Source organism: Bradyrhizobium sp. TM102 (assembly GCF_009176685.1).
Classification (GTDB): Bacteria; Pseudomonadota; Alphaproteobacteria; order Rhizobiales; family Xanthobacteraceae; genus Bradyrhizobium; species Bradyrhizobium ottawaense.
The window spans coordinates 5,624,780-5,638,778 of sequence record NZ_AP021855.1 but is presented as its reverse complement, the minus strand read 5'-3'; the positions used below and the strand labels follow the sequence as shown (position 1 = coordinate 5,638,778).

General features: G+C 65.7%; 12 protein-coding genes. 9 read left to right on the top strand and 3 right to left on the bottom strand.

Features of this window, described 5'->3' with window-relative positions; genetic code table 11:
• Nucleotides 1–30 precede the first annotated feature (30 nt).
• Together GDN70_RS26845 and GDN70_RS26840 are read left to right on the top strand one after the other, a co-directional pair.
• Nucleotides 31–1,056 carry a TRAP transporter substrate-binding protein gene (locus tag GDN70_RS26845; protein WP_095426450.1) on the top strand — a complete coding sequence of 342 codons (1,026 nt, stop codon included), beginning with the start codon at nucleotides 31–33 and terminating at the stop codon, nucleotides 1,054–1,056.
• Nucleotides 1,053–2,945 (top strand): TRAP transporter large permease subunit, encoded by a 1,893-nt coding sequence (locus GDN70_RS26840; protein ID WP_038947837.1) that lies wholly within the window; start codon nucleotides 1,053–1,055, stop codon nucleotides 2,943–2,945. The genes GDN70_RS26845 and GDN70_RS26840 overlap by 4 nt, the downstream gene beginning before the upstream one ends.
• An 18-nt stretch (nucleotides 2,946–2,963) precedes the next feature.
• On the opposite strand, the gene GDN70_RS26835 is transcribed toward GDN70_RS26840, so the two are convergent.
• The 3 genes from GDN70_RS26835 to GDN70_RS26825 all read right to left on the bottom strand — a co-directional run bounded on the left by GDN70_RS26835 (nucleotide 2,964) and on the right by GDN70_RS26825 (nucleotide 5,210).
• Complete coding sequence (locus GDN70_RS26835; protein WP_038947838.1) at nucleotides 2,964–3,545, bottom strand: amino acid synthesis family protein; 582 nt, start codon at nucleotides 3,543–3,545, stop codon at nucleotides 2,964–2,966.
• A 7-nt stretch (nucleotides 3,546–3,552) separates the two neighbouring features.
• Nucleotides 3,553–4,416, bottom strand: coding sequence for a fumarylacetoacetate hydrolase family protein (locus GDN70_RS26830; RefSeq protein WP_038971522.1), 864 nt, complete (start codon nucleotides 4,414–4,416; stop codon nucleotides 3,553–3,555).
• A gap of 92 nt (nucleotides 4,417–4,508) precedes the next feature.
• Entirely contained in the window at nucleotides 4,509–5,210 is a 702-nt protein-coding gene (locus GDN70_RS26825; RefSeq protein WP_028142965.1) for a GntR family transcriptional regulator, read from the bottom strand.
• Between the two features lie 112 nt (nucleotides 5,211–5,322).
• On the opposite strand from GDN70_RS26825, the gene GDN70_RS26820 reads away from it, so the two are divergent.
• The 7 genes from GDN70_RS26820 (at nucleotide 5,323) to GDN70_RS26790 (ending at nucleotide 13,982) form a co-directional block, all read left to right on the top strand.
• Nucleotides 5,323–6,315, top strand: coding sequence for a zinc-dependent alcohol dehydrogenase family protein (locus tag GDN70_RS26820; protein WP_038971521.1), 993 nt, complete (start codon nucleotides 5,323–5,325; stop codon nucleotides 6,313–6,315).
• 16 nt (nucleotides 6,316–6,331) lie between these two features.
• Nucleotides 6,332–7,234, top strand: a complete 903-nt coding sequence (locus GDN70_RS26815; protein WP_038947842.1) for a VOC family protein — start codon at nucleotides 6,332–6,334, stop codon at nucleotides 7,232–7,234.
• 72 nt (nucleotides 7,235–7,306) lie between these two features.
• Complete coding sequence (locus GDN70_RS26810; protein WP_038947843.1) at nucleotides 7,307–8,308, top strand: tripartite tricarboxylate transporter substrate binding protein; 1,002 nt, start codon at nucleotides 7,307–7,309, stop codon at nucleotides 8,306–8,308.
• Nucleotides 8,309–8,439: 131 nt separating this feature from the next.
• Nucleotides 8,440–8,805 (top strand): hypothetical protein, encoded by a 366-nt coding sequence (locus tag GDN70_RS26805; protein ID WP_028142969.1) that lies wholly within the window; start codon nucleotides 8,440–8,442, stop codon nucleotides 8,803–8,805.
• Nucleotides 8,806–8,906: 101 nt separating this feature from the next.
• Nucleotides 8,907–9,299, top strand: coding sequence for a FixH family protein (locus GDN70_RS26800; RefSeq protein ID WP_038947844.1), 393 nt, complete (start codon nucleotides 8,907–8,909; stop codon nucleotides 9,297–9,299).
• Nucleotides 9,300–9,378: 79 nt separating this feature from the next.
• Nucleotides 9,379–10,797 carry an efflux RND transporter periplasmic adaptor subunit gene (locus GDN70_RS26795; protein WP_038947845.1) on the top strand — a complete coding sequence of 473 codons (1,419 nt, stop codon included), beginning with the start codon at nucleotides 9,379–9,381 and terminating at the stop codon, nucleotides 10,795–10,797.
• Nucleotides 10,794–13,982 carry an efflux RND transporter permease subunit gene (locus GDN70_RS26790; RefSeq protein ID WP_028142972.1) on the top strand — a complete coding sequence of 1,063 codons (3,189 nt, stop codon included), beginning with the start codon at nucleotides 10,794–10,796 and terminating at the stop codon, nucleotides 13,980–13,982. The genes GDN70_RS26795 and GDN70_RS26790 overlap by 4 nt, the downstream gene beginning before the upstream one ends.
• The last annotated feature ends 17 nt before the right edge of the window (nucleotides 13,983–13,999 follow it).

Below are 13,999 nucleotides of genomic sequence, written 5' to 3'. Positions count from 1 at the left end.
CAACCAATCCATGCTCGACAGGAGGAAACGATGACCTTGCGCAAGCCGATAACTCTCAGCCGCCGCAAGTTGCTCATGGCCGGCGCCGCCGTGCCGCTATGTGCCATTCTCACCCGCCCGGCCTCGGCCGCGGAATTCACCTACAAGCTTGCGACGGGGCAGGATCCGACGCATCCCGTCAACATCCGCGCCAAGGAAGCTGCCGACCGCATTCGCGAGGCGACGAGCGGCCGGCTCGAGATCAATCTGTTCCCGGCGAACCAGCTCGGATCGGATACCGACCTGTTGACGCAGGTCCGCAACGGCGGCGTCGAGTTCTTCAACCTGTCCTCGCTGATCCTCGCGACGCTGGTGCCGGCCGCAGGCATCGTCAACCTCGGCTTTCTCTTCACGAACTATGACGCGGTCTGGAAGGCGATGGATGGCGAGCTCGGCGCCTATATCCGCGCGCAGATCGCGCGCACGCCGATCATGGCGGTGTCGAGCCCCTGGGATAACGGCTTCCGCCACGTCACGTCGTCCGGCCGCGAGATCAGGACGCCGGACGATCTCAAGAACTTCAAGCTGCGCGTGCCGGCCGCTCCCAATCTGACGTCGTTGTTCCAGGCGCTCGGGGCAGGCCCCGCGCCGATCAATTTCAACGAGGTTTACTCCGCGCTCCAGACCAAGGTGGTCGACGGTCAGGAAAATCCGCTGCCGATCATCGCGACGGCCCGGCTGTACGAGGTGCAGAAGACCTGTTCCCTGACCGGGCATGTCTGGGACAATTACTGGATCCTCGGCAACAAGCGCGCCTTCGAAAAGCTGCCGAAGGATGTGCAGCAGATCGTGACACGCGAGCTGGATCGCTCGGCCAAGGACGAGCGTGCGGACGTCGCCAAGCTCAGCGAGTCCTTGCGCTCCGACCTGACCGCCAAGGGCATGCAGTTCATCGACGTCGACCGCGGCGCATTCCGCCAGGCCCTGGCGAAGACCAGCTTTTACGCCGACTGGAGGGCCAAGTTCGGCGATGAGGCCTGGACTCAGCTCGAGAAAGCGGCGGGCAAGCTGTCATGACCGCGATCAACCATATGCCTGGGATCGATCAAGGCGCCGCGGGTGCGGCGCCTCAATCCGGTGTGCACCGCTGGGCCGTCGCGGCCAACAGGGTGCTTGGTCATGTGGTTGCGATCCCGGCGGCGCTCCTGGTGCTCGCCGAGATCGTCGTTTTGTCGGCCGGCATCGTCGGACGATATGTCTTTCACGCTCCGATCATCTGGGTGGATGAGCTTGCCGGCATCCTGTTCCTGTGGCTCGCCATGCTGGGATCGGTGATCGCGTTCCAGCGCGGTGAGCACATGCGGATGACGGCCATCATCGGCATGCTCCGTCCCGACGCACGTGCCTTCCTGGACGTCGTTGCCGCCGCGGCATCGCTGGCATTCCTGCTGCTGGTGGTCCACCCTGCCTACGAGTTCGCGGCCGACGAGGTGTTCGTCACGACGCCGGCGCTCGAAATCGTCAACAGCTGGCGGGCTGCCGCGTTACCCGTTGGCATCGGATTGATGCTGGTCGCGGCGGTCCTGCGGCTCGCCCGCATCTCGAGCCTGCGCAGCCTGCTCGCGGCTGGGGCGCTCGTCGCCGGCATCATCGCCGCGCTCGTCCTCATCGCGCCGGTGTTGAAACCGCTCGGCAATCTCAACCTGCTGATCTTCTTCGTGGTCATCGTCGGCGCCATGGTGCTGGCGGCGGTGCCGATCGCCTTTGCCTTCGGTCTTGCCACCGTCGGATATCTGGCGCTGACGACGAACACGCCCGATGCGGTCATCATTGGTCGCATGGACGAAGGCATGAGCCATCTGATCCTGCTGGCCGTGCCGCTCTTCGTGTTCCTCGGCCTGCTGATCGAGATGACCGGCATGGCGCGGGCCATGGTCGGCTTTCTCGCCAGCCTGCTCGGCCACGTGCGCGGCGGCCTGCATTATGTGCTGGTCGGCGCAATGTACCTGGTGTCGGGCATCTCCGGCTCGAAGGCGGCGGACATGGCCGCCGTGGCGCCGGTGCTGTTTCCGGAGATGACCAAGCGCGGCGCCAGGCCCGGTGATCTCGTGGCGCTGCTCGCGGCGACCGGGGCCCAGACCGAGACCATTCCGCCGTCGCTCGTCTTGATCACCATCGGCTCGGTGACGGGCGTGTCGATCGCGGCGTTGTTCACCGGGGGGCTGCTGCCCGGCATCGTGCTCGCCATCGGTCTCTGCGCCGTGGTCTGGTGGCGATACCGGGGCGAGGACCTGTCGCATGTGAAGCGGGCCACGGGGAGGGAGATCGGCCGCGCCTTCGTCATTGCCATCCCGGCAATGGCGCTGCCCTTCGTCATCCGCGCCGCGGTGGTCGAGGGCGTCGCCACCGCGACCGAAGTTTCGACCATCGGCATCGTCTACTCGGTGCTCACCGGGCTCCTGATTTATCGTCAGTTCTCCTGGCGCCGCCTCTACCCAATGCTGGTGGAGACCGCGTCATTGTCCGGCGCGATCCTGCTGATCATCGGCGCTGCGACAGGGATGGCGTGGGCTCTGACGCAATCGGGTTTCTCGGCCTCGCTTGCAAAGTTCATGACGGCGCTGCCGGGCGGAACGCCTGTCTTTCTCGGCGTGACGATCCTCGCCTTCGTCATTCTGGGCAGCGTGCTGGAAGGCATCCCCGCCATCGTCCTGTTCGGGCCGCTATTGTTTCCGATCGCCCGCCAGGTCGGCGTGCACGAAGTGCACTACGCGATGGTCGTCGTGCTCGCGATGGGTATCGGCCTGTTCGCCCCGCCATTCGGGGTCGGCTATTACGCGGCCTGCGCCATCAGCCGCATCAGTCCCGACGAGGGTATCAAGCCGATCGTCGGCTATATCGTGGCCCTGCTGATCGGCACGCTGATCGTCGCGGCGATCCCGTGGATCTCGACCGGCTTCCTGTGACGCGGAGACGGGCGGCGCTCAGCGCTGCCCGTCATGCACGGAGATCTCCGACGCCTCGAGGCCGCCGATGCGGGCATGCGGGCGGCCGCCGGTCGCCATCACGAGGCCGAAGGCGATCTCGTCGCGCCGCGGCGCGTCCCACAGCGTCATCTCCGCGGTGCCGAAATGGCTGCGGACATAGGCGGCGTGGATGTGGCCGAGCGGCACCATCAGGCGCGTGCCCGGACCGCCGATGGTCTTCGCCGCCGGCACGATTGCTTTGGGTTGACCCAGCACCTCGCGCATGCCGTGACCGCCGGCTTCATGCCAGACGGCGCCATGCTCGAGCTCGCCGTCTTCGCCGACGATGATGCCCTTGCCATAGGCTTCGATCCGCGGCGCACCGCCGAGCTGTGCGATCAGCGCGCCAGCGAGCTCGCGTCCGAGCTCACGCAAGGCCGCCTGGAACGGCATCAGATCGGGCTCATAGCGGCCGGCGAAGGGATTGCGGATCACCGCGACGGCGGTTCCGACCAGCAGCGGCTTCTCCAGCCGTGGGCCGCGCTCATGCCAGATGGTCTCGACGCTGAGCGCGGTCTTTCGAATATCGTAGGACGACATGCTGAAGCTAGGCCTCGTCCACGACGGGATTGCTGAGCACGCCGATGTTCTCGATCTCGACCTCGACCAAATCGCCGGGCTTGAGGAAGATCGGCGGCTTGCGGGTGAAGCCGACGCCGGCCGGCGTGCCGGTGGCGATGACGTCGCCGGGGACGAGATCGAAGATCGTCGAGCAATATTCGATCAGCCGCGGGATCGAGAAGATCAGCATCGAGGTGTCGGAGGACTGTACGGTCGCGCCGTTGACGCGCGTCTCCAGCTTGAGCTTCGTGGGATCGCCGATCTCGTCCGGCGTGACCAGCCACGGTCCGAACGGGCCGGTGCCGACGAAGTTCTTGCCGGAGGCGATCTGCTGGGCGTGGCGCTGCCAGTCGCGCACGCTGACGTCGTTGTAGATCGAATAGCCCGCGACATGATTCCATGCATCGGTCTGGCTGATATGACGGCCGCCCTTGCCGATGACGACGGCGAGCTCGCCCTCCCAATCGAAATTGTCCGAGACCTTCGGCCGGATCACCGGCGCGTTGTGCGCAACCTGGGAACGCCAGACCCGCAGGAAGATCGGCGGAAATTCCGTGATCTCGCGCTTCATGCCGAACGCCACGGCTTCGTTGTGGTGGTCGAGATAATTGCGCACGGCGCAGACGATCTTCTCAGGCCGCGGGATCACCGGCAGGTATTTGACGTCGCTCAGCGCCAGCGTGGGCTTGTGCCCGGCGACGATCGCCTCGCGCCTGGCGTAGTCATCGCTGCCGAGAAAGTCCGCGAGCGTGGGGTACTGGGGCAGGGCGCGGCCCAGATCCACCACGCGGTTTTCGACAACGGCGCCCCAGCTTTCCCGATTTCCATCCAAGAACGACAGCAGCTTCATGATTTCGCCCTAACGGTTTCGATTTTCGATCTGATGTATTATTTTCGAAAATTAGGCCGGGCGCAAGCCCACCGCGTGAAGATGCAGGTCTCCTATTCGGCGTCGAGCAGATGGCCGGCGTATTTGGCGACGTTGTCGGAGGTCGAGCGGATATGGGTCTCGATCAACTGCACGGCGAGATCCGCGTTGCGTGAGATGGCGGCCTGCATGATCGCCTGGTGCTCGCCGGCCTTGTCGCGCGGGCGCGGCCTGAAATTGGCGGAGAGATGCCGGTAGCGTTCGGCACGGTCGAACAGCTCGGCGCGAATGGCGAGCAGCGTCGCCGAGCCGCAGGCGGAGACCAGCGCCTGGTGGAACTGGCGATGCGCGATCTTCCACTCGGGATCGCGCAGGGGATGCTCGGGATCGCGCTGCTCGATCCGCTTCAATCGGTGCAGTGTGGAGATCACGGCGATTTCCCAATCGTCATCGCCCCGCTCGATCGAGCGGCGGATCAATTCCACCTCGATCAGCACCCTTGCATCGGTGACCTCCACCAGATCCTGGCGGCTGACCGGCGCCACGCGAAAGCCGCGCTGCTCCTGGGCATCGACCAGGCCTTCGGCGGCGAGCGCGGTCAGCGCCTCGCGCAGCGTGGTAAAACTGGCGCCGAAGCGTTCGCGCAGCACGTCGAAGCGCAGCGGCTCGCCGGGCGGAAGGGCGCAGGCAATGATCTCCTCGCGCAGCCGATGCGTGATGTCGGCGGCGATGGTCTTGCCGAATTCCTTGCGGGGGCGGACGGCGCTCTCGGGCATGGGACCTGTCGCTGAATCGATGCCTCAACATGCCGCGCTAACGACCATCTTGCAATAATTTTCGTAAACGGTATGATTTTCGAAAATATGGTCCCAGGGAGCGCGTGAAGTCATGAGGGCGGTGCTGGTGCGTCAGCCGGGTGGGCCGGATGCACTCGAATTGGTCGAGCTTCCGGTGCCTCTGCCCGGAGCCGGCCAGGTGCAAATCCGGGCCGAGGCGTTCGGGGTCGGTCAACCCGACGTGCTGATCCGGCGCGGCGTCTACAAATGGATGCCGCCGCTGCCGGCCAATCCCGGCAACGACGTCGCGGGGCGCATTTCCGCGCTCGGGTCCGGCGTCGAGGGCTTTGCCATCGGCCAGAAGGTGCTGCTGAGCGCGCGCGATCTGTCCCAGCGCGGCGGCTGCTATGCCGACGTCGTGGTCGCGCCCGCGGATGCCGTTCACGCGCTGCCGGACAATGTCGATCTGCAAGCGGCCGTGTGCTTGTCGAACTACCAGGTCGCTTACGCACTGCTGCACGAGTGCCGCCATCCGCGCGCGCCCGCAAGCGCGCTGGTGATTGGAGCTGCCGGCGGCGTCGGCACGGCGCTGGTGCAGCTGGCCAAGCTTGCCGGGATGACCGTCATCGGCACGGTCTCGACTGAAGAGAAGGCCGCGTTCGCCAGGGCGAACGGCGCCGATCACGTCATCTTCTACCGGAGCGAGGATGTCGTGGCGCGCACCCGCGAGCTGACGGATGGCGAGGGCGTCGGCCTCGTGCTCGATCACGTCTGCGGGCCCGAGTTCACCTCTTATCTCGGCGCGCTCGGCAAATGGGGCACGCTGCTGTCCTACAACGCCTTCGCCGGTTTGCCGGAAGAAAATCTGATGGCGGCGATGCGCGATCATCTCGACATCTGTCCGGCGATCCGCTGCTTCTCCTTCCACATCTACGACCACGATCGTGACGGACGCCGTGCCCTGATGCGCAGCGTGATCGAGGCCTTGAGCCGCAATGCGATCAAGCCGGCGATCTCGGCGGTACTGAGGCTCGACGAAGTCAGCAAGGCGCATACGTTGCTGGAGCAGGGCTCCGCGCTCGGCAAGATCATCATGATTCCATGAGGGGATGGACCGCACGATGACACAAGCACCCATTGCACGCTTCACCCGGCTGCGACACGCGACCTTCACCTCGCCCGATCCGGAGCGGCTGCTCGACTATTATCGCGGCGTGATCGGACTTGGCCTCGTTGCCCGCGACGGAGACCGCATTTTCCTCGCCAGCGATTCCGAGCAGCTCTCGCTCGTGATCGAGCCCGGCGATGCGCTACTTAGCAGCATCGCCTTTGAGATCTCCCCGGAGGTCCAGATCGAGGCGCTGGGCGCCGCGCTGAAGCAGGCGGACTTACGGCCCGAGCTTCGGAGCGATCCCCTGCCTGGTGTGTCCCGGCTGCTGTCGTTCACGGATCCAGAGGGCACGCGCTTCGAGCTGATCCAGAGCTGGACGCCCACGCCCGCGCAGGAGCGGATCGGCGCCCTCGCGGTCGCCAAGCTCGGCCATGTCGCGCTTCGCACGCCCGATCCGCGCGCGGCCTCGGAGTTCTATGCCAAATTCATGGGCCTGCGCGTCTCAGACTGGATCGAGGATCGCTTCGTCTTCATGCGCAGCGGCTTCGAGCATCACACGCTCAACTTCGCCCGCGCCCCGGTCCGCAGTCTTCATCACTTCGCGTTCGAGCTGCGGGGCCCCGACCACATGCATCGGGCCTGCGACCATCTCGCGCGTCACAAGCTCCCGGTGCTTTGGGGACCGGTGCGTCACGGCCCCGGGCACAACACGGCGATCTATCACCGCAATCCCGATGGGCATCTGGTCGAGTTGTTTCATGACCTCGACCGGATGGTGGACGAGGAGCTCGGCTATTTCGAGCCGCGTCCCTGGCATCGCGATCGTCCGCAGCGGCCGAAGGTATGGGTCGGGCTGCCGCGCGACGTCTGGGGCATGCCGCCATCGCCTGAATGCACGGAGTTTGCGCGCTAGCGAATTCAATTCGACCTGAACGACGCCGCGCGCGTTGCGGCCAACGACATGACAATTGAGGGAGAAGCATCCATGCGAGGGATGAAGCGGCTTGCTGCGGCCATTTTTCTGCTCGGCGTCTTTCTTGGCGTTTTTCTCGGCGGTTGTCTGGTGACCGGCCCTGCATGGGCGGACAATTATCCGTCGCGTCCGATCCGCCTGCTGCATGGCTTTGCCGCCGGCGGCGCCGCCGACACGCTGTCGCGAATCATCGCCGACGGGCTGTCGAAGAAGCTCGGGCAGCCGATCATCGTCGAGGCCAAGCCGGGCGCCGGCGGCAACATCGCGGCGGATGCGGTCGCCAAGGCGGCGCCCGACGGTTATACGCTCGGCCTCGTCACCGGCGCGCACGCGATTTCCGCGGCGACCTACAAGAGCCTCGCCTATCAGCCGGCCGAAAGCTTCGAGATGATCTCGACGCTGGTCTACTACGCGCTCGTCATCGCCGTGCGCAGCGACTATCCCGCAAAATCGCTGGGTGAGCTCATCGCCATGGCCAAGGCCAAGCCGGGTTCACTCAGCTTCGGATCGGTCGGCTTCGGCAGCACGCATCATCTTGCGGGAGAATTGCTCAACGCCACAGCCGGCATCGAGATCGTGCACGTGCCGTATCGCGGCGATTCGCAGTCCACCACCGCGCTGCTCGGTGGTGACGTTCCCGTCATCGTCGGCACGCCCGTGCTGCTGGCCCCGCAGATCCAGAGCGGCGCGATCCGTGGCCTGGCGGTGACCTCGCCGACGCGCACTGCGTTGCTGCCCGATGTCCCGACCGTGCAGGAAGCCGGCATCAAGGGCTACGACGTGCGCACCTGGGCTGGCCTGCTGGCGCCCAAGGGAACGCCGTCCGCCATCATCGCCGCGCTCAATGCCGCGACGCTGGACGCACTCGGGGATCCCGAGCTCAGGCAGCGTCTGGAGACCGCCGTCGGCGGCGAGGTCCGCGGCAGCTCGCCGGAGGAGATGAAGAAGCTGATCGAGACCGAGATCGCCAAATGGACCGGCGTGGTCGAGCGCGCGAAGATCCCGAAGATCTGACCCGGGCCGGCGGCAGGGTCGGTACCGGCCGGCCCTGGTCACGAATGCTTGATCCGGATCAACAAGCGCCACCGGCACTGGGATATGCTACGAGAGTTACGCTGCGACCTTGATAAGGTAACTCGATAAAGATGCGCCTCGTCCGTACCATCCTGGCATTCGCAATCGCCATATCCCTGGCGATGCTGCCCGTTGGCGCGTCCGCATCCGGGCTTGCCATGTCGTCGGACGATATGCCGGCGACCATGCAGATGGGCAGCGACGCCGGGATGGCGATGGACGATTGCTGCCCCGACATGAAGGGGACGCCCTCCCAGACTATCGGCTACAAATGCGGGATGGGTTTCTGCTGCGTCGGCGGCACCATCGCGCTCGATGCCATCAGGCCCGTCGTCTTCGGGCATTTCGCCGTAGCGGTGAGCACGATCGCCATCCCCGAGGATCAGGTCGTCTCCGTCCGCGGCAGCAGTCCTCCCTTCCGACCTCCTCGAATCTGATCTCGCAACAGCCGAACGCGCGCAGCACGTTTGCGCGCGACGACAACTGACGTGCGCGCTTCATGCGCCACGGCGAAAAATCAGATCATGAGGACAGGACAATGCTTTCCAAATTCAGCACCGCGGCGCTCGCCGCCACCCTTTCGCTTGCCGCCTCCGCCGCGATGGCGGGCCCCAGTGACTACGCCTTCGAGCCCGTCACTGCGCAAATGAAGAAGGGCGACGACGTCACGCTCTCGATTCGCCTGACCAACAAGCAAACCGGCAAGCCGGTGGCGGACGCCGTCATCTTCAAGACCCGCGTCGACATGGCCCCGGACGGGATGGCCGAGATGGAATCGGCGGTCGCGCCGCTTCCGTCGCAGGAGCCGGGCGTCTACGCCTTCCGGACGGACCTGCCGATGGCCGGCCGCTATCAGGTGACGCTGTCGGCGAAAGTGCAGGGCGAGCCCGAGACCGTCACCGGCAAGGTGATCGTCACGGCGACCAAGTGAGCGTGCGGACGCTGCTTGCGGCGTCCGAATTTTCTCCTTCCCCTCACATGGACGCGTGCCAAGCGCGCGAAGACACACCATGAAGACGCTGCGTCTCCTGACACTTCTCGCGCTGGCCGGTGGCCTGGCCGTGGGCGCATACTGGTCCTCGCACGGACGCTGGTCCGCTCATGCCGAGGCGACCCCGGCTGCAGCTCAAGCGGACCGAACTCCGCTCTACTATCGTGACCCCAGCGGCGCGCCACTCTGGTCCGCTAGTCCGAAGCAGGACGACCGTGGCCGGGATTATCTGCCGGTCTATGAAGACGGTCAGGCGCCTGCGACGGCACCAAAGCCACCGCAGGCGACTTCCTGGCGAAAAATCCTGTACTACCGCAACCCCATGGGCCTGCCCGACACCTCGCCGGTGCCGAAGAAGGACCCGATGGGGATGAACTACGTCCCCGTCTACGAAGGCGACGAGGCCGACGACGGCACGGTCAAGCTCTCGCCGGGCAAGATCCAGCGCACCGGCGTGAAGTCCGAGCCGGTCGAACGACGGACGATCCGCGTCACGGTCAAGGCACCCGGCACGATCCAGCTCGACGAGCGCCGCGTCTCTGTCATCGCGATGCGCGCCGAAAGCTTCGTGCAGAAGGTCGCCGACGTCACCACCGGCACGCGTGTGAAGGCGGGCCAGCCGCTGATGGAGATCTACAGTTCGGCGGTTGCGTCCGCCGCGGCGGAATATCTTGCGACGATCACCTCCAAGACGGTGGGCGGCGTCGAGATGTATGGCCGCGGCTCGCGGCAACGGCTGGTCAATCTCGACGTGCCCGAGCAGGTCATCGCCGAGATGGAGAAGACGCGCCGCGCGCCCGTCACCATCCATTGGTCGGCGCCGCGCGACGGCATCGTGCTCGAGCGCAACGCGATCGAAGGCATGCGCGCCAATCCCGGCGACGTGCTGTTCCGGATTGCGGATACCTCGGTCGTCTGGGCCCTCGTCGATATCGCCGAACGCGATCTCGGTCATATCGCGGTGGGGCAGTCCGTGGCGGTGCGCGCGCGGAGCTTTGCCGGCCGCATCTTCAGCGGCAAGATCGCAATCGTCTATCCGCAGGTGAACCGCGACACGAGGACGGTTCGCGTCCGGATCGAGCTTGCCAATCCCGATGCGGCGCTGCTGCCGGACATGTATGTCGATGCCGAGATCGACACGGCCGACGCCGCGCCCGTGCTGGCGATCCAGGATAGCGCGGTGCTCGACACCGGCACGCGGCAGGCCGTCCTCGTGGACAAGGGGAAAGGGCGCTTCGAGCCGCGCGAGGTGAAGCTCGGCCGGCGTGGCGGCGGCTACATCGAGGTGCGGGACGGGCTTGCCGACGGCGAGGCGGTGGTCACATCCGCCACCTTCCTGATCGATGCGGAAAGCAATCTGAAGGCCGCGCTCAAGGGTTTTGCGGAAGGAGCGCCTCAGGCGTCCGATGCGGGCCATGCGGCGGGAGAGCGCAAATGATCGCCCGCATCATCGCCTGGTCGGCGCGCAATCTGCTGCTGGTGCTGTTCGGCACCGGTTTTGCGGCCGCCGCCGGTCTCTATGCGCTGATCCACCTGCCGCTGGATGCGATCCCTGATCTCTCCGACACCCAGGTCATCGTCTACACCGAATATCCCGGCCAGGCGCCGCAGGTGATCGAGGACCAGGTCACCTATCCCTTGACGACGGCGATGCTGACCGTGCCGAAATCGAAAGTCGTGCGCGGCTTCTCCTTCTTCGGCGCCTCGTTCGTCTACGTGATCTTCGAGGACGGCACCGACATCTATTGGGCGCGCTCGCGCGTCCTGGAATTTTTGAACGGCGCGGCTTCGCGGCTTCCTGCCGGCGTCACCCCGACCATCGGTCCCGACGCCACCGGCGTCGGCTGGGTCTACCAGTATGCGGTCCTGTCGAAGGAATTGAACCTGGCGGACACCCGCACGATCCAGGACTGGAATCTGAAGTTCGCGCTGGCCAAGGCCGAAGGCGTCGCCGAGGTCGCCAGCATCGGCGGCTTCGTCAAGCAGTACAACGTGGTGCTCGACCCGCAGCGGATGCGCGATCGCGGCATCAGCATGCAAAAAATTCGTGAGGCGATCCGCGCCAGCAACGCCGATGTCGGCGGGCGCACCGTCGAGCTCGCCGAGTTCGAATACGTCATCCGCGGCAAGGGCTATATCAAGAGCATCAACGATCTCGGCAACATCGTGCTGAAGACCTCCGGCGGAACGCCGGTGCTGCTCCGCGACGTCGCCAATGTCGAGCTCGGACCGGACGAGCGCAGGGGCATCACCGAGCTGAACGGCGAGGGCGAAGTCGCCAGCGGCATCGTGCTGCAGCGCTTCGGCGTCAACGCGCTCGACGTCATCGAGAACGTCAAGAAGCGCTTCAAGGAGATCGCGAGCAGCCTGCCGGCATCGGTCGAGATCGTCCCGGTCTACGATCGCTCGAACCTGATCTACGCGGCCATCGACACGCTCAAGCACACGCTGTTCGAGGAGAGCATCGTCGTCGCGCTGGTCTGCATCGTGTTCCTGCTGCACGTCCGCAGCGCGCTGGTCGCGATCCTGATGCTGCCGGTCGGCGTGCTGATGGCATTCGGCGCCATGAAGCTGCTCGGCCTCGGCTCCAACATCATGAGCTTAGGTGGCATCGCGATTGCGATCGGCGCCATGGTCGATGCCGCGATCGTCATGATCGAGAATGCCCACAAGCACCTCGAACGCGCCGAGCCCGGCCAATCGCGCGTGCAGATCCTGATCGATGCCGCCTCCGAAGTGGGGCCTGCGCTGTTCTTCAGCCTGCTGATCATCACCGTGTCGTTCATGCCGATCTTCACGCTGGAATCGCAGGAGGGGCGGCTGTTCAGCCCGCTGGCGTTCACCAAGACCTTCTCGATGGCCGCCGCTGCCCTCTTGTCCGTCACGCTGGTGCCGGCGCTGATGGTGATCTTCGTCCGCGGCCGGATCGTCCCGGAGAGCCGGAATGTCATCAATCGTTTCCTGATCTGGATCTACCGGCCCGTGATCAAGGGCGTGCTTCGCGCCAGGACGCTGGTGATCCTGGCCTGCCTCGCAATCCTCGCCGTCACGACATGGCCGGCGCGGCAGCTCGGCACCGAGTTCATGCCGGCGCTGAACGAGGGCACGTTGCTCTACATGCCGACGACGCTGCCCGGCATCTCCGTGACCAAGGCGGCCGAGTTGATGCAGACGCAGGATCGCATCATCAAGTCGTTCCCCGAGGTCGCCTCCGTCTACGGCAAGGCGGGACGGGCGGCGACCGCGACCGATCCGGCACCGACCGAAATGTTCGAGACGGTGGTCAATCTGAAGCCGAAAGAGCAGTGGCGTCCCGGTGTCACCCTCGACAGCCTGATCGCGGAGATGGACAAGGCGCTGCAGTTCCCCGGCGTCTCGAACGCCTGGACCATGCCGATCAAGGCCCGCATCGACATGTTGTCGACGGGCATCCGCACGCCTGTCGGCGTCAAGGTCATGGGCACCGACCTCGTCGAGATCGACCGGCTGGCGCGGCAGGTCGAGCGGGTGATCAAGACTGTCCCGGGCACGTCGTCGGCCTACGCCGAGCGCGGTATCGGCGGCTACTATCTCGAGATCGTCCCGGACCGCGAGGCGCTCGCGCGCTACGGCATCCTGATCCAGGACGTTCAGGACACCATCGCGGCCGCGCTCGGCGGCCAGACGGTCACGACGACCGTGGAAGGCCGCCAGCGCTTCACGGTGAACATGCGCTATCCGCGTGACCTGCGCGACAATCCCAAGGCGATCGCGAGCGATATCCTGGTGCCGATGCCGGCGGGCGGCGCCGTGCCGCTCGGCGAGGTCGCCAAGGTCGAGCCGGCGCGGGGGCCGACCTCGATCCGGACCGAGAACGGCCAGCTGGCGACCTACATCTATGTCGACATCCGCGATCGCGACATCGGCAGCTACGTCGCGGACGCGCAACGCGCGGTGACGGAGAGCATCCAGTTTCCCGCCGGCACCTATGTCGTCTGGAGCGGCCAGTACGAATATCTCCAGCGCGCGGCGGCGCGCCTCAAGATCGTCGTGCCCGTCACGCTCACGATCATCTTCCTGCTGCTCTACCTGAACTTCAGGGCGCTGACCGAGACGCTGATCGTGATGCTGTCGCTGCCTTTCGCGCTGGTCGGCGGCATCTGGATGATGTGGTGGTTTGGCTTCAACCTGTCCGTCGCGGTCGCCGTCGGCTTCATCGCGCTCGCCGGCGTTGCTGCCGAGACCGGGGTCGTGATGCTGATCTACCTCGATCACGCGCTGGCCGAGATGAAGGCGAGGCGCGACGCCGAGGGCGGGGTCTTCACCCGGCGCGATCTCCATGACGCCATCATGGTGGGCGCGGTCGAGCGCGTCCGGCCCAAGATGATGACGGTGGTCGCCATCATGGCGGGCCTGCTGCCGATCATGTGGAGCACCGGCGCGGGATCCGAAATCATGCAGCGCATCGCGCTGCCGATGATCGGCGGGATGATCTCGTCGACATTGCTGACGCTGATCGTGATCCCGGCGATCTTCGGGCTGGTGAAGGGGCGGGGGCTGCCTGATGGCGAGCAACCGGCGCTCGCCGACCAGCCTGCCGTTGAAACGGAGAACGGCATGCGCGCTCCGCAAGCCGCCGAATAGGATCGCGAGACGTCGTC

Coding starts and splice junctions, on each gene's coding strand:
- GDN70_RS26835 (WP_038947838.1), bottom strand. CDS start 3,545: ATGTCGTCCTACGATATTCGAAAGACCGCGCTCAGCGTCGAGACCATC.
- GDN70_RS26800 (WP_038947844.1), top strand. CDS start 8,907: ATGCTTTCCAAATTCAGCACCGCGGCGCTCGCCGCCACCCTTTCGCTT.
- GDN70_RS26840 (WP_038947837.1), top strand. CDS start 1,053: ATGACCGCGATCAACCATATGCCTGGGATCGATCAAGGCGCCGCGGGT.
- GDN70_RS26825 (WP_028142965.1), bottom strand. CDS start 5,210: ATGCCCGAGAGCGCCGTCCGCCCCCGCAAGGAATTCGGCAAGACCATC.
- GDN70_RS26845 (WP_095426450.1), top strand. CDS start 31: ATGACCTTGCGCAAGCCGATAACTCTCAGCCGCCGCAAGTTGCTCATG.
- GDN70_RS26795 (WP_038947845.1), top strand. CDS start 9,379: ATGAAGACGCTGCGTCTCCTGACACTTCTCGCGCTGGCCGGTGGCCTG.
- GDN70_RS26830 (WP_038971522.1), bottom strand. CDS start 4,416: ATGAAGCTGCTGTCGTTCTTGGATGGAAATCGGGAAAGCTGGGGCGCC.
- GDN70_RS26790 (WP_028142972.1), top strand. CDS start 10,794: ATGATCGCCCGCATCATCGCCTGGTCGGCGCGCAATCTGCTGCTGGTG.
- GDN70_RS26815 (WP_038947842.1), top strand. CDS start 6,332: ATGACACAAGCACCCATTGCACGCTTCACCCGGCTGCGACACGCGACC.
- GDN70_RS26810 (WP_038947843.1), top strand. CDS start 7,307: ATGCGAGGGATGAAGCGGCTTGCTGCGGCCATTTTTCTGCTCGGCGTC.
- GDN70_RS26805 (WP_028142969.1), top strand. CDS start 8,440: ATGCGCCTCGTCCGTACCATCCTGGCATTCGCAATCGCCATATCCCTG.
- GDN70_RS26820 (WP_038971521.1), top strand. CDS start 5,323: ATGAGGGCGGTGCTGGTGCGTCAGCCGGGTGGGCCGGATGCACTCGAA.